This is a genomic window from Mycobacterium gastri (genome assembly GCF_002102175.1).
Lineage (GTDB): Bacteria > Actinomycetota > Actinomycetes > Mycobacteriales > Mycobacteriaceae > Mycobacterium > Mycobacterium gastri.
Map to the genome: position 1 here is coordinate 39,500 of NZ_LQOX01000122.1, position 18,275 is coordinate 57,774.

Here is an 18,275-nt window from a genome sequence, read left to right on the forward strand (position 1 = left end):
CCGTCAAGGATGATCGCCGCCAGCGTACCCGGCCACTACCGAGACGGGCAGCATACGAAGGCGGTCCCACGGCCGGCAGCCGCCGAACCGATCCGGGTGATGACCACCGACAGTGGTCGGCTGCCGCGCAACCGCAGCCGTCGTCGCAGCGCGTCGGGATCCACCTGCACGCCGCGGACCAGGATCTCCAGCGCCCCGCAATCCAGCGCAGACAGTGCCTGGCGCAACCGGCGTTCGTCGAACGCCAGCTGCTGGATCACCTCGAAACCGCGCACCCCCGCGGGCAGCCGGTCACCGGACAGGTACGCGATGTCGGGGTCGAGCTGCCAGAGCCCGTGCCGGGCGCCGTAGTGGCGGACCAGGCCGGCCCGAACCACGGCCCCGTCGGGATCGATGATCCACCGCCCGGTGGGCCGCACCGCGCAATCGTCGGGCTCGGTATCGGTGACCTGTTCGCCGCTGTCGAGGATGCTGGCCCGACGCCGCACGCCCGGCTCGGCCAATCCGCCCGACCACAGGCACGCCTCCCGGACCGAGCCGCGGTAGGCCGTCACTTCGATTTCGCCCTCGAAGCCGAGCCGGCTTAGCTGATCGAAATCGATTCCGGGAGAGCACTTTACGACAAACTCCCGGCCGCGGTAGGTCGCCAGCAGCGGGCCCAGCGCCGGTTGATAGTCGACCGGGTTGAAGCGCCGGCGCCCGGCGCTGCGACGCGCCGGGTCGACGACGACGACGGCATCCCGGGTCACCGGGTGCAGGGCGTCGGCGCGGCACAGGTCGGCATCGGGGCCCAGGTTGTGGCGCGCCATCGCCAACCGGATTGGGTCGATGTCGCTGCCCACCGCCCGTGCCGACGTTCGGCGCAGCGCGGCCAGCTCGGTGCCGACGGAACACGTCGCGTCGTGGACTACCAGACCGGCCAGCCGCCGGGCGCGATGCTGCGCCACCGCCGCGACGGTGGCCTGCTGCAGCGCCTCATCGGTGAACAGCCAACTCGAGACGTCGCCCAGACCGGCCAGTTTGTCCCGAGCGCGCCGCCGTAACAGCGTGGTCTCCACCAGAATGGGCGCCCGCTCGCCGAACCGGGCGCGCACCGCGGCGGTGTCGGCAAGCCGGGTGGCGGCGCTCAGCTCGAATTCGGCGACCGCGGACAGCGCGGCAGCACCCGACTCCGAGCGCAGGTAACCGACGTCGTCAGAAGTGAACGCGAGGCCGACACTCAGGACGGCTTGACCCCGGTGACCATCACGTTGTAGAACCAGCCTTTCGGCGCCACATGCCGCCACACGTTGGCGTCCACCCAGCTCAGCGCCTTCCAGCCGGTGAACGCGAACTTCGCCCAGCCCCAGCCCAGGCGACCGGGCGGCAGCGAGGCCTCGAAAGTCCGGACCGGCCAGCCGAACATGGCGGCGGTGAACTCCTCGCTTACGGTCTGGACCTGTACCGCGCCGGCGCCGCTGGCCATCCGTTCGAGGTCGGCCGGGGTGAACGTGTGCAGGTCGACGACGGCCTCCAGCGCCGCGGCGCGTGAGGATTCGTCGAGCTCGGCCTTCGGCCGTCGCCAGCTGCCCAGCCCGGGCAACCTGGTGACGTTGGTCGTGACGCGCCAGGTCAGAGTGGACAGGGCACGGGCGTATTCGTTGCCGACGGTGGTCGGCTCGCCCGCGAAGACGAAGCGGCCGCCCGGCTTCAATACCCGGATCACTTCGCGCAGCGACAGCTCCACATCGGGGATGTGGTGCAGCACCGCATGTCCGACCACCAGGTCGAAGGTGTTGTCGTCGTACGGGATGCCCTCGGCGTCGGCCACCCGGCCGTCGATCTCCAGCCCCAAGGACTGCCCATTACGGACGGCGACCTTGACCATGCCGGGCGAGAGGTCGGTGACCGACCCACGCCGGGCGACCCCCGCCTGGATCAGGTTGAGCAGAAAGAACCCGGTGCCGCAGCCCAGTTCCAGCGCCCGGTCGTAAGGCAGTTCGCTCAACACCTCTTCGGGCACGATGGCGTCGAACCGGCCGCGGGCGTAGTCGACACAGCGCTGGTCGTAGGAGATCGACCATTTCTCGTCGTAGTTCTCGGCTTCCCAGTCGTGGTAGAGGACCTGGGCGAGCTTGCTGTCATGCCGGGCGGCTTCCACCTGTTCGGCGGTGGCGTGCGGGTTGGGCACGACGTCGGTCGAACTGCTCGTCATACAGGGAGCCTAACGGCCCTCCCGGTTACCCGCGCCGCCCAGGCCCTTGACTTTCGGCGAACACCTCGACATAACGACGCCGCTCCGCGGCGGCTCGCTGGGCCGGTTCCAGCTCGAGGACGTCGTTGACGACGGCCTTGGCGGCGGCCAGCGCCAGCGGCGGGCCGTCGACGAAGCGACGCGCCCACCCGACCGCGGCTTCATAGACGTCGTCGGGCGCCACCATGTCGTCGATCAGCCCCAGCGCCAAGGCCTCCTCGGCGTCGAAGAAGCGCCCGCTGAACACCAGCTCCTTGGCTCTGCTGGGACCGGTCACCTGGGTCAGGCGCGCCATCCCGCCGCCGCCGGGGATCAGTCCGGCCAAAATCTCCGTCGCCCCGAACTTCACGTTGTCGCCACTGACCCGCCAGTCGGCGGCCAGCGCCAGGGTGAGACCGGCGCCCAGCGCGTACCCGGTGATCGCGGCCACCGTCGGCTTCGGGATCGCGGCCACGGCGTCGATGGCCTGGCGCCGTACCCGCGCGGCGGTATCGGCTTCCGCAGCGGTCAGGGTCCGCATTTCGGGCATGTCGTCGCCGGCGGAGAAGATCTCGTGGCCGCCGAACACGATGACCGCGGCGACGTCATCGCGGCTGCCCAAATCGTCTGCCGCGCCGATAATTTCCCGGTACACCTGGCGGGTCATCGCGTTGGTCGGCGGTCGCGACACCACCAACGTGGCCAGTCCCTCGTTGGCGACGACGCCGACGAACTCGCTCACAGCGGCCACGCGGTGAATCCGCCGGAGCGTCGCGCCTGGTTGTAGCGGTCGGAGTCGAAGAACTCGATCTCCCAATTGTCCCCCTGCAACGCGAGGTTGGGTTGCACCGGCACAATCGTGCGCTCCACGGCCAGCACGTCGGCGACCGTGCGGCCCGCCAGCGCATCGAGTTGGGTCCAGGTGGGCGGCAGCAGGATGTTTCGCCCGGCGGCGAAGTCATCGATGGCGTCCTGGGGCCGCGTCCAGTCGGCCCGGTCGGACTCGGTGTTCTCACCGTCGGCACGCTGTCCTTCCGGCAGCGCTCCGACAAAGAAATAGGTGTCGTAACGGCGGGTGAGCTCGGCCTCCGGGGTGACCCAGTTCGCCCAGGGCCGCAGCTGGTCGGAGCGCAGTACCAGATCTTCGCGGCCCAGGAAGTCCGCGAAGGACAGCGTGCGGTCGGCCAGGGCCGCGCGGTACTCGCGGTACACGGAGGCGTCGCGCACGATGCTGGTCGGGTCGTCGGCCGGTCCGGCGAACAGCACCCCCGATTCCTCGAAAGTTTCGCGGGCCGCGGCGCAGACCAACGCCTCGGCAAGGTCGGGTTCGGTGCCGAAGCGCTGCGCCCACCACAGCGGCGGCGGGCCGGCCCACGCCCCCCGCCCGCCCAAATCGGCATTGCGGTCCCGGTCGTCGACGCCGCCGCCGGGAAATACCATCACCCCGGCCGCAAAATCCATCGCGGAGTGCCGCCGCATCAGGAAAACGGACAAACCGGCCCCGGAACCGGGCTCGGCGTCGCGGACCAGCATCACTGTCGCTGCGGGCCTGGGTACCAGGGGCACCTGCTCCGAAGGTGAGTTCATGGCTGCCTCCGATGGGCTGGGCGGGTGCGGACCCGCCGGGCGAAGTATCGCCCGTCGACGACGTCCACGGCGATCTGCTGGCCGAACGCGGTGGACAGGTTTTCGGCGGTCAGCACGTCGGGCAGCAGGCCGGACGCGACGACCTGGCCTTCGGCCAGCAACAGGCAGTGGCTGAACCCGGGCGGGACTTCCTCCACGTGGTGGGTGACCAGCACCAGCGCGGGCGCGTCCGGGTCCGCGGCGAGGTCGGCCAGCCGCGCCACCAACTCCTCGCGACCGCCCAGGTCCAGGCCCGCGGCGGGTTCGTCGAGCAGCAGCAGTTCCGGATCTGTCATCAGGGCACGGGCGATCAGCACCCGCTTGCGCTCACCTTCTGACAGCGTGCCGTAGGTGCGGTCGGCAAGGTGTTCGGCACCCAGGCTTTCGAGCATGTCGACGGCACGCCGGTAGTCGAGGTCCTCGTAGCGCTCCCGCCACCGGCCGAACACGGCATATCCGGCCGAGACGACAAGGTCGCGCACCACTTCGTCGATGGGCACCCGCTGCGCCAGGGCCGACGAGCTCAGCCCGATCCGGGCACGTAGCTCCGACACATCGACTCGGCCGAGCCGTTCACCGAGCACGAATGCGACTCCGGTCGACGGGTGCTCGGCTGCCGCGGCGATGCGCAGCAGCGACGTCTTGCCGGCCCCGTTGGGGCCGATGATCACCCAGCGTTCGTCGAGTTCGACAGCCCAATCCAGCGGCCCCACCAGGGTGCGCCCGTTGCGGCGCAACGAGACATTCCTGAAGTCGACCAGCAGGTCTGGATCGGCTGTCTCGGGGCCGGATTCGGGCACCCGCCAATCGTGCCGCACCGCCCTCGTGCGGTAGCTGTCGGGTCGCCCTGCCCGGCGAGCAGTCGCGGAATCGCATCGAAATCGCTGATTTCGTGCGATTCTGCGACTGCTCGGCAGCTAGAGATCGTTGCCCGCATAGGACAGGTTGAAGCTCTTATTGGCAAGCGGAAAGTCCGGGACGATCGTGTCGGCCATAGCGACTGGCAACGCGGGCCAGTTGAACCAGGAAGGGTCGACGATCTTGCACCGGGTGATGCGGCCCGCCTCGTCGACTTCCACCCGGTGCACGACCGCGCCGCGCCAGCCTTCGACGATCCCCACCCCGGAGTTACCGACTGTCGCCGTCAGTGACGCGTTGGACCGCAACGAGCCGCGGTGCTCCTCGATCAGCGCGCACGCCAGCGCGACTGATGCGGCGAATTCGTCACGCCGAATTGTGTAGCGGGCCAGTACGTCACCGCCGGTGCCGGGTACCGCGGTGACCGGTAGTGAGGTGGTGGGGTGATCGAAGCGCGAATCAGTGGCGATGCCGCTGGCCCGGGCCACATACCCGAGACAACCGATGGCACGTGCGTCGTCATGTGCCAACACAGCGGTATCGGCAAACCGGTCATAGACCACCGTGTTGCGCAGTGTCAGCGCGCTGATTTCGGCGACCTCGTGCGCCAGCGCACGCAATTCGTCAGGTTCCGGAAGCTCTTGCAGCACCACGCCGCCGGGCCGGATCGCGCCACGCAGCAGGCGATGTCCGGTGACCCTGCGGTTGATCCGCAACAGGCGTTCGCGAACGCCCTGGGCATGGGCGTTGGCCAGGGCAAAGCCGACGTCGTTGGCCAGGGCGCCCAGATCGGTGGCGTGGTTGTAGAGCCGTTCCAGTTCCACCAGTAATGCCCGCAGCCGGTGCACCGGTTCGGGCGCGTCGAATCCCACTGCCTCCTCGACGGCCAGGCTGTACGCCAGGGAATGGGCGGCCGCGCTGTCACCGCTGATCCGCTCGGCGAGTTCGACCGACCCCATGGCGCCGAGCGCGGTTCGTCCCTCGAAGAGTTTTTCGATACCGCGGTGCACGAACCACAATCGAGCCTTGAGCCGCAACACCGATTCGCCGATGACGGAGAACCGGAAATGCCCCGGTTCGATCAGGCCGGCGTGCACCGGCCCGACTGGTATTTCGTAGACGCCCGGCCCGTGGACAGTGAGGAACGGAAACCCGCCGGCGCTCGGAAACGGCGGCGGGTTACCGGCGTTACGGCGCATCGGATACCACTCCTGCGGCCAGTGTCCATGCCGCACCAGCCGCCGTGGCTGCGGATGCCCTTGCGGCACAACCCCGTACAGGTCCATCATCTCCCGCTCGAAGCGACCCGCGGGGATCGACAGATGCGCCAGGGACGGAACCGACGGAGTTGCTGCGTCGGTGGTCAAGGTTAGCTCCACGCGGCGGTCCGGCTGTCCCGCCAGCAGCAGGTAGACGATCCTCAGGGTGTCGCCGTCGTCATGTGCGGCCACCAGGGCCAGCCGATAGCCGGCCGCCAGCAACTCGCTCACCGCCGGGGCGAGCTCGTCACCGGATAGCTTTCGCCGCACCATGTTTCGTTCCATCAACCCGCCCCGAACTGGCCGGCGGCCGCATTGAACAACCCGGCAAGCGGGCCCGCCGTAACACCCAGCGCGACCGATGCCATGACGCCTGTCGCCAGTGCGGCCGCCACCGTGGCGGGCACGGCGATCCGCGGCGCGCCGGCGCTCGGCACCCCGAGCAGGATCCGCTGAGCGTTGCCCGCCAAAGCGGCAAAAGCCACCACCATCAACAGCAGCGCGACGCCGAGTACCCAGGACAGCCCGGCATTGGCGAGCGATCGAGCGATCGACACCTCGCTGGCGAACATGGCGAAGGGCGGCAACCCAAGCAGGGCAATGACGCCGACGGCGAACGACCACCCGACCAACCGGGACCGCGACAGCACCGCGGTAATGTCGCCGATTGCCGTCGAGTCGTGCGCGGCCTGCAGCTGCCCTCCGGCCAAGAACAGCACCGTCTTGCCGATGCCGTGCGCAAGCACATGCAACAGCAATGCCGCGATCGCCAGCTTGGTGCCCGCGGCCGCCGCGATCGCGATGAGCCCCATGTTCTCCATCGATGAGTACGCCAGCATCCGCTTGAGATCCGTTGTGACAGTGAGCAATAACGCTGCAATCAGGACTGTCGCGAGGCCAGCCGTCAGAAGTCCGGTGCGCAGGAAACCGGGCCCCACCGCGGCGTCGATGATCGGCCGCAGCCGGATCAGTACCGAAAAAGCCACCGAGAGCAGCACACCACTCATCAGCGCCGACACCGGTGCCGGCGCCTGGCTGTGCGCGTCGGCCAGCCATCCGTGAAACGGAACCAGCCCGACTTTGGCGCCGTATCCGATCAGCAGCAGCCCGCCGGCCAGCCGGGTAACGGCCGGGTCGAGGTGGGCGGCGTGGGCCGTCAAGACGTCGAGATCCAGTGCCGTCGCGCCGGCGGCGCCGGCGTGCCGGGCGGCGAAATACAACAGGACGGTGCCGAGAAACGCCACGGCGATACCGACCGAGCAGATCATGACGTACTTCCAGGTGGCCTCCAATGCGGTGCGGGTACGACGGTGTCCGACCAGGAAGGCGGTGATCACGGTGGTGGCTTCCACTGCGACCCAGATCACGCCAATGTTGTTGGCGCACACGGCGACCGCCATCGCCGATAGGAACGCCGGGGTCAGCGCACCGTACCGCCGCGCGTCACGGAGGTCGGTGTGACCGCGCTCGAGTTCTGAGTAGAGGTATCCGATGCTTGCCCAGGTCGCCAAGGTGCCGACCACGCCGATGACGATGAGCATGGTCACCGACAGCGCATCGACGCGCAGCAACCCGGCCAGCACCACCCGCGGTCGGGCTGCCGACTGAACACCAAGCGCCACGCCCGAGGCGAGCACGGCCACCGCGGACAACACGGTCAGTGCTGCCGTCCACCGGCGCCAACCGCCGGCCATCGCGACGACGGCCGCGATCAGCGGCGCGAGTATCGGCACCAGCATCAGAACAGTCATCAGTCTCGCAATCTCTGCAGCCGGTCCAGATCGGTGCCGCCGAACATCCGGCGCAGCCGTCCGGTCAACACGCCGAGCACGATCAACGCGAACAGCACGTCCAACGACGCGCCCAATTCGACGATCAGCGGCACCCCGGCGGTCAGCAAAAATGTCGTAGCCACAATCCCGTTGTCCAGCATGAGAAATCCGGCGGCCTGGGAGATGGCGTGCCGGCGGGTCACCATCACGAACAAGGCGATCAGCACCACCGCCAGGCCTGCCGGGGCGGCGCTGACCGCCGCATCGGGGTCCAGGGCCACCACAGGTCGAGCGACTGCCAGCGCGACCGCCGTCAGGCCCGCCGCGATCAGTAGCGACGCAGTGGTGTTGATCAGCGGCGTCGCCTCGCGCGGCGCATCTTCGGCGCCGAGCGCGCGGGCCAACAGCGCCGGCAGCACCGCCCCGCGCAGCACGAGCAGCGCGACCCCTACCCCGACCAGCTCCCAGTCATGGGAATGCCCACCGACAATCATCGGAATCGAAGCCAGGGCAACGCCTTGAGCCGCCAGCAGCCGCACGATGGAGCGCAGGTCACGCCGCCATACGATCAGCACCGCGGTCAGTATCAGCCCACCCGGCGCGAGATCCAGCACGCCCGCATAGTTGAGTTCGGTCATGCCATCACGCCTGGGCCGTAAAGAAGTTGGCCGATGTCACGGCCAACAGGGCCAACAGGAACGAGCCGGCGAGCAGTTCGGGCACCCGGAATAGTCGTAGCTTGGCGATGAAGACCTCCGCGCCGGCCAGGACGGCTGCGGCCACGGCGACCTTGATGCCGACCGCCGCGACGCCTATCGCCACGCCGATCAAGCTCGGCCTGTCACCCGCGATTCCCCATGGGAAAAAGAGGTTGGCCAGCAGGGCCAGCAGTACGGTGAGTCGCATGCCGCTGGCCCACTCCACCAGCGCAAGCTTTGGTCCCGCATATTCGAGCACCATCGCCTCGTGCACCATGGTCAGTTCCAGGTGGGTGGCGGGATTGTCCACCGGGAGGCGTCCGGTTTCGGCGATGACGACGATCACCAGGGCCACGAACGCCAGAATTCCGGCCAGCGACACCACTACCGCGGGATTGTCGAGGGTGAACGCGACGATGGCGCCGAGGTTGGCCGACCCGGCGGGGATGGACAGCGCGAAAATAGCCAACAGAATGGTCGGTTCCACCAGGGCCGCGATGGTGATCTCCCGGCTGGCGCCCATACCGCCGAACGAGGTACCGGTGTCGATTCCCGCCAACGTCAATGCGACGGTGCCGATGAACAACAGGCCCACGACCACGAAGAGATCGGCGACCGGATCCAGCGGCGAGCCGGTCGCGGCCAGCGGCGCAATCGCGGCGATCAGCAATGTGGTGGCCGCGACCACCACCGGTGCCGCTGCGAACACCACGGTGGTGCCGTCCGGGGTGACCTGCTGTTTGCGCAACTGCTTGCGCAGATCCCGCCAGGGCTGCAAAACACCTGCACCGCAGCGCCCCTCGGATCGGGCCCGGACTTGACGCATCAGCCCCACGACCAGTGGTGCGCCGGTCATGACTGCACCGATCTGCGCTGCGCCGGCAACCGCGGAAAGAGTATTCATCGTGCGACTATCAAGACGATCAGGACTCCAAGCGCTCCGTAGCCGAGGTAGAGGTGCACGCTTCCGTTGTGCGCGGACCGGACGGCTTGCGCGAACCCTGCGACGGTCCGCAAGACCGGCGCGTAGACGTGATCCTCGATGGCATCGGACACCTCGGCATGGTAGGCGATCTTTTCCACGTGATAGCGGGTGTGCTCCAGGTGAGCCACCTCGATGCCGGTGTCGGGCCGCAACACGTCGTCGAAGACCCGCTGCAGTGGTTGGGCGAACGACGTCGCCGTGTATTCCATGCGCGAGCTGAGTTCGTCGGCGCCGCAGGCCCATAACGGCGACCTCACAGAGTCCGGGCGGTGACGTGACCCCCAGCGGGCCAGGGCCAGCACAATCAGGACGGCGAGGGCGAGGGCCACGGCCAGCAGACCCGGCGCGATCGAGCCGTTAATCCCCGGCAGCCGCAGCATCGGACCCAGCCCGGTGAGATCGGCATGCCGGGATGCGGGCAGGGTGTCGAGCACCGACTGCAGGGTGTCGGTGACGACGAACGGCGCCACGGCAACCACGACACAGCCGACCGCGGCGACTGCCATGCCGGCGAGCATGCTGGGCGACGCCTCGCTCGCGTGACCCGCGGCCTCCGAACGCGGCCGCGCCAAAAATCCGGTGCCGAACGCCTTCACCATCGCGGCCACACCCAAGCCGGTGGTCAGCGCCACCGCGCCGACGCCCAGCGGAGTCACCAACCCCACGACGGTGTTGTGCTCGGGCCGTGCGTGGATCAGCGATTGCACCAGCAGCCATTCACTGACGAATCCGGCGCCCAACGGCAGTCCTGAGGCGCCCAACGCGGCGATGCCGAAAAAGGCTGTGGTGTAAGGCATTTTTCGAGCCAGACCGCCCAACTTGTCGAGATCGCGCAGTCCAGTTGTCAGCAGCACCGAGCCGGCCGCCAAGAACCCGAGACTCTTGAATGCGGCGTGGGCGGCCAGGTGCAACAGCGCCGCGGTCATCGCGATCACGGCCGCCGCGGCGGCCCCGGCCGCCGACAACAGCGTCGCCGCCCCGAGCGCAAGGGTGACCAGTCCCATGTTTTCGATCGTCGAAAACCCAAGCAGCCGTTTGAGATCGGCGGCCACCGAGGCCTGCAGCACCCCGTACAACGCGGTGACGGCACCGACCGCCAACAGCGCCACACCCCACCACCTAGGGCCGGGCCCTAGGAGCTGCAAATCGACGCGGATCAGACCGTAGATGCCAAGGTTGACCATGGCGGCGCTCATCAATGCCGATGCGGGACTGGGCGCTTCCGGGTGCGCTCTCGGCAGCCAGGCATGCAGCGGCAGCAGGCCGGCTTTGGAGCCGAAACCCAACAGCGTCAGCACGAACACGGCAGTGCGTACTCCGTCCGGAATCCCGGCCATGTCGGCGAACCGATTCGTTCCGGCCGCAGCCGCCAGCACCACCAGGGCCAGCAGGATCGCGACGAAGCCCAGCTGGGTCATCACCGCGTAGTACTGTGCGGCGCAGCGAACTTCGCTACGACGGTGATCGGTAGCCAGCAGGATGAACGAACTGAGCGCCATCAACTCCCACGCCAGGAGGAACGTGGTCACCGAACCCGCGGCCGGAACGAGCAGCATCGCACCGACGAAAACGGGCAGGGTCGTGAGCGCGACTGTGCCCCACTGTTCCCGCCGTGCGTATCCGATGCTGTAAATGCCGACGATGACGGCTACCGCACCCGTCAGCGCTATGAAGAACGCGCCCAACCGGCTCACGTCCAGGTCGACGCCGATCATCGGCACCAGCCAGTCGACCCTCGCTCGTGGCAGCGCACCGAACACGCCGGTAAGCCCCGCCACAATCCCCGATACACCGAGGCCGGTCGTTACGGCACCCGCGGTGAAGGCACCTATTGTGTTGCCGCGCACCGTAACCGAGTGTCCGGCTGGCGCGTCCGTGAAAGTCGTGGTCACCTGTGCGTCACCGACCGCAGGGCCGCGACCACCTGGTCGGGCGAGGGTGGACATCCCGGGATCTCGACGTCGACCGGGATGACCTCACCGACGGCACCGACTACGCCATACGCCTCGCTGAACACACCGCGGTTGAGCGCGCAGTCACCGCAGGCGATGACCAGGCGTGGCGCCGGCGTCGCCGCCAGGGTGTTCCGCAGCGGCTGGGCCATATTCCGCGTCACTACCCCGGTGACGAGCAGCGCATCCGCATGCCGCGGCGAAGCCACCAACCGGGCGCCAAATCGCTCGGCGTCATAGACCGGTCCGAAGGCCCCGGAGATTTCCACCTCGCAGCCGTTGCACGAGCCCGCGTCGACATGGCGCACCTGAAGGGAACCGCGCACCCCGGCCGGTGGGCCGACGGTCGGCTCGGGCACCGGTCCTACGTTTTCGGCCACGCGGCCGAGTCGCATGATTCTGCCGATCCAACCCATGCCCGGACCTACTGCCGGTCCGTCGCCGGGCCGCCCGCTCGCAGGTCTTCGAGCAGTGCCACTTGGCCGACGAGCATCCCGGTCAACGCCCGGCGGGCCACGGCCATCAGTTCAGCGATCAGCGGTGAGGTGATCGAGTAGATGACCGCGTTGCCGTCCTTGCGTGCTGTCACCACCCCCGTCCGGCGCAGCACGCCCAGTTGCTGAGACAGGTTGGACGACTCCAGACCCACTTCGAGCAACAGTTCTGCCACGGTGTGGTCTCGTTCGGAAAGCAGTTCCAAAATCCTGACCCTGGCCGGATGTCCCAGCGTCTTGAAGAACTCGGCCTTCAGCTTGTACAGCGGCTCCGACACCTGACCTCACCTGACATCGAATAAGAGTTCTGCAATTCAGATATCCGTCAATTTAACAATTGAAAACTTTATCAGCTGTTGGGCAGCATCGTTCGCCCGGCGCTCATTTATGGGGATCAGTCCTCTGGGATGTCGACGCGGCGCAGCACGCCGTCGAGCGCGTCGGCGGCTTCGATCTCACCGCGGGTCACACCCAGCAGAAACAGCACTGTGTCCAGGTAGGGGTGACTCAACGAGGCGTCAGCCACCTCCCGCAGCGCGGGTTTGGCGTTGAACGCAATGCCCAGCCCGGCGGCGGCCAGCATGTCGATGTCGTTGGCGCCGTCGCCGACGGCGACGGTCTGCTCCATCGGCACGCCGAACCGTTCGGCGAAGTCACGAAGCGCGGTGGCCTTGCCCGGTCGATCGACGATGGGGCCGACCACCCGGCCGGTGAGTATCCCGTCAATGATCTCCAGCTCGTTGGACGCCATGAAGTCCAGGTTCAGCTCCCTGGCCAGTGGCTCAATGATCCGCCGGAAGCCGCCGGAGACCACGCCACAGCGAAAACCCAGCCGCTGCAACGTGCGCAGCGTAGTCCGCGCACCGGGCATCAGCTGCAGCTGCGCAGCGATATCGTCGATCACCGAAGCCGGCAATCCGGCCAACGTGGCGACCCGCTGCTGCAGCGACTCCGCGAAATCCAGCTCACCGTGCATGGCGGCCTCGGTGATCGCGGCCACCGCTCCCTCGGCACCGGCGCGAGCTGCCAGCATCTCGATCACCTCGCCCTGGACCAGCGTCGAATCGACATCGAAGACGATGAGCCGCTTGGTGCGCCAGGCCAATCCGTAATCCTCGACCGCCACGTCGACACTCTCTTCGGCGGCCACCTTCGTCAGGGCACTCTGCAGCGGGCCATAGGCTCCGGGCGGCACCGAGACCCGCAACTCCAGCCCGGTGACCGGATAGTCGGAGATGCCGCGGATGAAGTCGATGTTGACGCCCAGTGCGGCCACTTCCCGGGCCACCGCGCCGAACGCGCCGGCGGTGACCGGGCGGCCGAGCACGAAGATCACATGGGTCGACGGTTCCCGAATGATCGGCACGTCGTCGCTGCGCTCGACCGTCACATCCAGGCCTACCCGGTGGATGGCGGCTTCGACGTCACCGCGCAACGCCGCATTGTCGGCGACTTCCGGCGCGCAGGAAACCAGCACACCCAGGGTGAGGCGGCCGCGGATCACCACCTGTTCGACGTTGAGCAGCTCAACACCGTGCTTGGCCAGTACCTCGAAGAGCGCAGACGTCACACCGGGCTGATCGTGACCGGTGACCGTGATCAGCACCGACACTTTGGGCGACGTGGTCACCCGTCGCGGCCGCCGGTGCCGCCCATCAGCTACGGACGCTGACGTCGTCTGCTCTGGTGAACTCGCCGTCCTCCAGGCCGTGGGTGCGTCCGACATGGGCTTCGGCGCGAAGCCGCTCCACCATGTGCGGGTAGTGCAACTCGAACGCCGGACGCTCCGAGCGGATACGGGGCAGCTCGGTGAAGTTGTGCCGGGGCGGCGGGCAACTGGTTGCCCACTCCAGCGAGTTGCCGTATCCCCAGGGGTCATCGACGGTGACGACCTCGCCGTATCGCCAGCTCTTGAAGACGTTCCAGACGAACGGGAACATCGACGCGCCCAGGATGAACGCCCCGATCGTCGAAACGATGTTCAGGCTGGTGAACCCATCGGTGGACAGGTAATCGGCGTAACGGCGCGGCATGCCCATATCACCGAGCCAGTGCTGGACCAGGAATGTGGTGTGGAACCCGATGAACGTCAACCAGAAGTGCATCTTGCCCAGCCGCTCGTCGAGCAGCCGTCCGGTCATCTTCGGGAACCAGAAGTAGATCCCCGCGAAGGTGGAGAACACGATGGTGCCGAAGAGCACGTAGTGGAAGTGCGCGACCACGAAATAGGTGTCGCTGACGTGGAAGTCCAGCGGCGGGCTGGCCAGCAGCACTCCCGTCAGACCGCCGGCCAGGAAGGTGACCGCGAAGCCGACGGAGAACAGCATCGGCGTCTCGAAGGTCAGCTGCCCCTTCCACATGGTGCCGATCCAGTTGAAGAACTTGATCCCGGTCGGCACCGCGATCAGGTAGGTCATGAAGGAGAAGAAGGGCAGCAGCACGGCCCCGGTGACGAACATGTGATGCGCCCATACCGCCACCGACAACGCGGCGATCGAGAGTGTCGCGTAGATCAGCGTGGTGTAACCGAAGATCGGCTTGCGGGAAAACACCGGGAAGATTTCGCTCACGATTCCGAAGAACGGCAGCGCGATGATGTAGACCTCGGGGTGGCCGAAGAACCAGAACAGGTGCTGCCACAAAAGGACTCCGCCGTTGGACGCGTCGTAGACGTGTGCCCCCAGGTGACGGTCGGCGGCCAGCCCGAACAGCGCCGCGGTGAGCAGCGGGAACACGATCAGCACCAAGATGGACGTCACCAGGATGTTCCAGGTGAAGATCGGCATCCGGAACATCGTCATCCCCGGTGCGCGCATGCAGACCACCGTGGTGATCATGTTGACCGCACCCAGGATGGTGCCCAGACCGGCTACTCCCAAGCCCAGGATCCACAGGTCGCCGCCGGCGCCGGGTGAGTGGACGCCGTCACTGAGCGGGGTGTAGGCAGTCCAGCCGAAGTCGGCCGCCCCGCCGGGCGTGATGAAACCGGCCATCGCAACCGTGGCGCCGAACACGAACAACCAGAACGAAAGGGCGTTCAGCCGCGGGAATGCCACGTCAGGCGCGCCGATCTGCAGCGGCAGCACCAAATTGGCGAAGCCGAACACGATCGGGGTGGCATAGAACAGCAACATGATCGTGCCGTGCATGGTGAACAGCTGGTTGAATTGCTCGTTGGACAGGAACTGCAGACCGGGCACCGCCAACTCGGTACGCATCAGCAGCGCCAGCAGGCCGCCGATGAAGAAGAAGACGAAGCAGGCAACGCAGTACATGATGCCGATCAGCTTGTGGTCGGTGGTGGTGACCAGCTTGTAGACCAGGTTCCCTGTGGGACCGGTGCGGGCCGGATATGGACGGATGGCCTCGAGTTGTCCCAAGGGCGGCGCTTCGGCAGTCAACTGCTCCTCCAAAGAATCCCGGCGCGGATAGGGTCTTAATACCTCACTTTGACAGGAATCTTAGCCCGCCACGAGCCCGCGGGAAGGCCTGGTCCTACAAACTGTCGTAATCGATGTCCGGGTGCCTCGCAGGCGCTTGGGCAGACCGGTCCCAACTGGCCGGGTGTTAACGTCGGACGCGTGCAATTCGGCGGGGTGCGACGGGGTCTGGCCGCTGCATCATTGGCGGCGCTGGTTGCGACGTGCACCGGTTGCGGCGCCGATCAGCCCCCCACCCCGGCGTCACGATCGATGGTCACGCCCACGACCCAGATCGCGGGCGCCGGGGTGCTGGGAAACGCTCGAAAACCCGACGAGTCGTGTGCGCGGGAGGCGGCCGCGGCCGATCCGGGGCCGCCGACCCGGCAGGCCCACAACGCTGCCGGCGTGAACCCGGACGTGGCCCAGGTCCCCGCCGAGCCGCAGCGCATCGTGGTGCTCTCCGGCGACCAGCTCGACGCGCTGTGTGCGCTGGGACTGCAGTCCCGGGTGGTCGGTGCCGCGTTGCCGGACGGCTCCTCGAGTCAGCCGTCCTATTTGGGCAAGGCGGTGCACGACCTGCCTGGGGTAGGGACCCGCAATTCCCCTGATCTGCGAGCCATCGTCGCGGCCCGGCCGGACCTGATTTTGGGCTCGGTGGCGGTGACACCGGCCTTGTACCCGCAGCTGGCGGCTATCGCCCCGACGGTGTTCACGGCAGCGCCGGGCGCCGCCTGGGAGGACAACCTGCGCGGTGTCGGGGCTGCCACGGCTCGCAGCGTCGCGGTGGAGGCGCTGCTCAGCACGTTCACCCAGCGGGCTCGGGACGTCGGAGCCAAGCATGACGCGACTCACTTCCAGGCGTCGATCGTCCAGCTGACCGCCAACACGATGCGGGTATACGGCGCCCGCAATTTTCCGGCCAGCGTGCTGAGCGCGGTCGGAGTGGACCGGCCGGCGGCGCAACGGTTCACCGACAAGGCTTACCTCGAAATCGGCGCCACCGACGCCGACCTGGCCAGCGGGACGGACTTCTCGGCTGCTGACGCCGACATCATCTACGTCTCGTGTGCGTCGCCGAAGGCCACCGAACGCGCGTGGACCATCCTCGATAGCGACTCCTGGCGCAAGCTGTCCGCCAATCGCGACAACCGGGTCTTCGTCGTCAACGACCAGATATGGCAGACGGGCGAGGGCCTGGTGGCTGCCCGTGGCATCGTCGACGACCTGCGCTGGATCAACGCCCCGATCAACTGAAGCTGCTCATACGCTGGAAGTGATCGCTGTCACCTGGCCCGAAAACCTTAACTTAGCTAAGCTTTTTATGGCCCTAGCTAGACCCTTAAAGGATGTCGCATGAGCACTGTTTCCGCATATGCCGCCTTCTCGGCGACCGAACGGCTGACCAAGACCACGATCGACCGTCGCGAACCCGGCCCGCATGACGTGGTGATCGACATCAAGTTCGCCGGTATCTGCCACTCCGACATCCACACCGTCAAGGCCGAGTGGGGCCAGCCGAATTACCCGGTGGTTCCAGGGCATGAGATCGCCGGCGTGGTGACCGAGGTGGGCTCGGAGGTGTCCAAATACCAGGTGGGCGACCGCGTCGGTGTGGGCTGCATGGTCGATTCCTGCGGTCGGTGCAGCAGCTGTCTGGCCGGCCTCGAGCAGTACTGCAAACCCGGAGCGACCTTCACCTACAACTCGATCGGCAAGGACGGCCAGTCCACACAGGGCGGCTACAGCGAAGCGATCGTCGTCGACGAAAACTTCGTCGTGCGCATCCCCGACGCGCTACCGCTGGACGCCGCGGCACCACTGCTGTGCGCGGGTATCACGCTGTATTCGCCGCTACGGCACTGGAACGCGGGCCGTGACACCCGGCTGGCCGTCATCGGCCTGGGCGGACTCGGCCACATGGGCGTCAAGCTCGGCGTCGCCATGGGCGCCGAGGTGACGGTGCTGTCGCAATCCCTGAAGAAGATGGAAGACGGGTTGCGGCTGGGCGCCGGACACTACTACGCCACCTCCGACCCCGACACCTTCCGCACATTGCGTGGCAGCTTCGACCTGATCCTGAATACTGTCTCGGCGAACCTGAACCTCGGCGACTACCTGAACCTGCTCGACGTCGACGGCACCATGGTCGAGCTGGGCATCCCCGAACACCCCATGCCGGTGCCGGCATTTGCGCTGGCGCTGATGCGGCGCAGCCTGTCCGGGTCGAACATCGGCGGGATCGCCGAGACCCAGGAGATGCTGAACTTCTGCGCCGAACACGGCGTCACACCCGAGATCGAACTCATCGAACCGGATTACGTCAACGAAGCCTACGAGCGCGTGCTGGCCAGCGACGTCCGCTATCGGTTCGTCATCGACATCTCACGCCTGTGACGCAACCTCTTCGGCCGGCTGCGCGTCCTCATCCTCCGGAATAACCTGGCTTACCTCGATGCCGGCTAGCGGCCAGCCCGCAGCGGCGAGCCTGCCCGCTACCCGTTGAATGTTCTCCGGCCCGGCGTCGTGGTGCGTCACGCCGGAGATGAATTCGGCGATCTCGTCGCGGTTGATCACACCGTCGGCTGTGGCCGACGATCCGTCGGCGGTGATGTCGCGCACCACTTCCTTGACCTGCTCCTCGGTCAGCGGGGTGCTGCGCAGCAACGCCAGCAACGGCACCCGGTCGGGTCCGGGGACGCCGTTGGGGTAGCCGACTTGCAGCCACCGGATGACCGACCGCAAGAAATGAGGGTGAGCACGAGAAGTTTTCGTCACCCAAACAGTGTCACGGCAGGTGTAGCACCGCGCCACCGTCTGGTGGTGCCGTGCCGACAATTCATCCGCCGTTCATGGCCGGCACATGTCCCGATTAACCCGCGTGCCGCTCATGGTTGACCCCGATGCCCGCAAGCTATCAGTGACCGCAGGCCGCCGGTCTACATCAGCCCCGATACCCCGGGCAAGCCCAACACGCTTCCGCCGGTGCCGCCGGTGCCG

At 67.2% G+C, this 18,275-nt stretch carries 17 protein-coding genes; 2 read left to right on the forward strand and 15 right to left on the reverse strand.

The genetic code is table 11. The features are described 5' to 3' along the window. Positions 1-35: 35 nt before the first annotated feature. The 14 genes from AWC07_RS18545 to ctaD all read right to left on the reverse strand — a co-directional run bounded on the left by AWC07_RS18545 (position 36) and on the right by ctaD (position 15,257). Positions 36-1,262, reverse strand: coding sequence for a class I SAM-dependent methyltransferase (locus tag AWC07_RS18545; protein WP_244187632.1), 1,227 nt, complete (start codon positions 1,260-1,262; stop codon positions 36-38). Further along, complete coding sequence (locus AWC07_RS18550) at positions 1,220-2,194, reverse strand: class I SAM-dependent methyltransferase (protein WP_085105185.1); 975 nt, start codon at positions 2,192-2,194, stop codon at positions 1,220-1,222. Before AWC07_RS18550 ends, AWC07_RS18545 begins: the two co-directional genes overlap by 43 nt. A gap of 25 nt (positions 2,195-2,219) precedes the next feature. Continuing rightward, entirely contained in the window at positions 2,220-2,954 is a 735-nt protein-coding gene (locus AWC07_RS18555) for an enoyl-CoA hydratase (protein WP_139829773.1), read from the reverse strand. Further along, entirely contained in the window at positions 2,951-3,799 is an 849-nt protein-coding gene (locus AWC07_RS18560; RefSeq protein WP_036416213.1) for an NUDIX hydrolase, read from the reverse strand. Before AWC07_RS18560 ends, AWC07_RS18555 begins: the two co-directional genes overlap by 4 nt. Next, positions 3,796-4,656, reverse strand: a complete 861-nt coding sequence (locus tag AWC07_RS18565) for an ABC transporter ATP-binding protein (RefSeq protein ID WP_139829771.1) — start codon at positions 4,654-4,656, stop codon at positions 3,796-3,798. Before AWC07_RS18565 ends, AWC07_RS18560 begins: the two co-directional genes overlap by 4 nt. A gap of 99 nt (positions 4,657-4,755) precedes the next feature. Continuing rightward, positions 4,756-6,228 carry a hydrogenase large subunit gene (locus tag AWC07_RS18570; protein ID WP_244187631.1) on the reverse strand — a complete coding sequence of 491 codons (1,473 nt, stop codon included), beginning with the start codon at positions 6,226-6,228 and terminating at the stop codon, positions 4,756-4,758. Positions 6,229-6,239: 11 nt separating this feature from the next. Beyond that, the gene (locus AWC07_RS18575; protein WP_036416216.1) at positions 6,240-7,706 is read right to left on the reverse strand and encodes a proton-conducting transporter transmembrane domain-containing protein; all 1,467 of its coding nucleotides are present in this window, start codon (positions 7,704-7,706) and stop codon (positions 6,240-6,242) included. After that, on the reverse strand, positions 7,706-8,365 hold the full coding sequence (locus AWC07_RS18580) for a hypothetical protein (protein WP_036416217.1): 660 nt from the start codon (positions 8,363-8,365) through the stop codon (positions 7,706-7,708). The genes AWC07_RS18575 and AWC07_RS18580 overlap by 1 nt, the downstream gene beginning before the upstream one ends. Positions 8,366-8,369: 4 nt before the next feature. Beyond that, positions 8,370-9,329, reverse strand: a complete 960-nt coding sequence (locus AWC07_RS18585) for a respiratory chain complex I subunit 1 family protein (protein WP_036416218.1) — start codon at positions 9,327-9,329, stop codon at positions 8,370-8,372. Next, entirely contained in the window at positions 9,326-11,302 is a 1,977-nt protein-coding gene (locus tag AWC07_RS18590; RefSeq protein ID WP_036416219.1) for a proton-conducting transporter transmembrane domain-containing protein, read from the reverse strand. The genes AWC07_RS18585 and AWC07_RS18590 overlap by 4 nt, the downstream gene beginning before the upstream one ends. After that, positions 11,299-11,778 carry an NADH-quinone oxidoreductase subunit B family protein gene (locus AWC07_RS18595; protein ID WP_036416220.1) on the reverse strand — a complete coding sequence of 160 codons (480 nt, stop codon included), beginning with the start codon at positions 11,776-11,778 and terminating at the stop codon, positions 11,299-11,301. The genes AWC07_RS18590 and AWC07_RS18595 overlap by 4 nt, the downstream gene beginning before the upstream one ends. Positions 11,779-11,786: 8 nt before the next feature. Continuing rightward, complete coding sequence (locus AWC07_RS18600; RefSeq protein ID WP_036416222.1) at positions 11,787-12,134, reverse strand: ArsR/SmtB family transcription factor; 348 nt, start codon at positions 12,132-12,134, stop codon at positions 11,787-11,789. Between the two features lie 116 nt (positions 12,135-12,250). Then, the gene (gene serB / locus AWC07_RS18605; RefSeq protein ID WP_036416224.1) at positions 12,251-13,486 is read right to left on the reverse strand and encodes a phosphoserine phosphatase SerB; all 1,236 of its coding nucleotides are present in this window, start codon (positions 13,484-13,486) and stop codon (positions 12,251-12,253) included. A 25-nt stretch (positions 13,487-13,511) separates the two neighbouring features. Then, positions 13,512-15,257: an aa3-type cytochrome oxidase subunit I gene (ctaD, locus tag AWC07_RS18610; protein ID WP_036416230.1), complete on the reverse strand. Its 1,746-nt coding sequence runs from the start codon at positions 15,255-15,257 to the stop codon at positions 13,512-13,514. A 180-nt stretch (positions 15,258-15,437) separates the two neighbouring features. On the opposite strand from ctaD, the gene AWC07_RS18615 reads away from it, so the two are divergent. Continuing rightward, positions 15,438-16,532, forward strand: a complete 1,095-nt coding sequence (locus tag AWC07_RS18615) for an iron-siderophore ABC transporter substrate-binding protein (protein WP_036416225.1) — start codon at positions 15,438-15,440, stop codon at positions 16,530-16,532. A gap of 99 nt (positions 16,533-16,631) precedes the next feature. Then, complete coding sequence (locus tag AWC07_RS18620) at positions 16,632-17,672, forward strand: NAD(P)-dependent alcohol dehydrogenase (RefSeq protein WP_085105186.1); 1,041 nt, start codon at positions 16,632-16,634, stop codon at positions 17,670-17,672. Here AWC07_RS18620 and AWC07_RS18625 read toward each other — a convergent pair. Further along, entirely contained in the window at positions 17,661-18,053 is a 393-nt protein-coding gene (locus AWC07_RS18625) for a DUF3349 domain-containing protein (RefSeq protein ID WP_036420266.1), read from the reverse strand. The genes AWC07_RS18620 and AWC07_RS18625 overlap by 12 nt on opposite strands. Positions 18,054-18,275 lie beyond the last annotated feature (222 nt).

Coding starts and splice junctions, on each gene's coding strand:
- AWC07_RS18550 (WP_085105185.1), bottom strand. CDS start 2,194: ATGACGAGCAGTTCGACCGACGTCGTGCCCAACCCGCACGCCACCGCC.
- AWC07_RS18560 (WP_036416213.1), bottom strand. CDS start 3,799: ATGAACTCACCTTCGGAGCAGGTGCCCCTGGTACCCAGGCCCGCAGCG.
- AWC07_RS18570 (WP_244187631.1), bottom strand. CDS start 6,228: ATGGTGCGGCGAAAGCTATCCGGTGACGAGCTCGCCCCGGCGGTGAGC.
- AWC07_RS18575 (WP_036416216.1), bottom strand. CDS start 7,706: ATGACTGTTCTGATGCTGGTGCCGATACTCGCGCCGCTGATCGCGGCC.
- AWC07_RS18580 (WP_036416217.1), bottom strand. CDS start 8,365: ATGACCGAACTCAACTATGCGGGCGTGCTGGATCTCGCGCCGGGTGGG.
- AWC07_RS18585 (WP_036416218.1), bottom strand. CDS start 9,329: ATGAATACTCTTTCCGCGGTTGCCGGCGCAGCGCAGATCGGTGCAGTC.
- AWC07_RS18595 (WP_036416220.1), bottom strand. CDS start 11,778: ATGGGTTGGATCGGCAGAATCATGCGACTCGGCCGCGTGGCCGAAAAC.
- AWC07_RS18620 (WP_085105186.1), top strand. CDS start 16,632: ATGAGCACTGTTTCCGCATATGCCGCCTTCTCGGCGACCGAACGGCTG.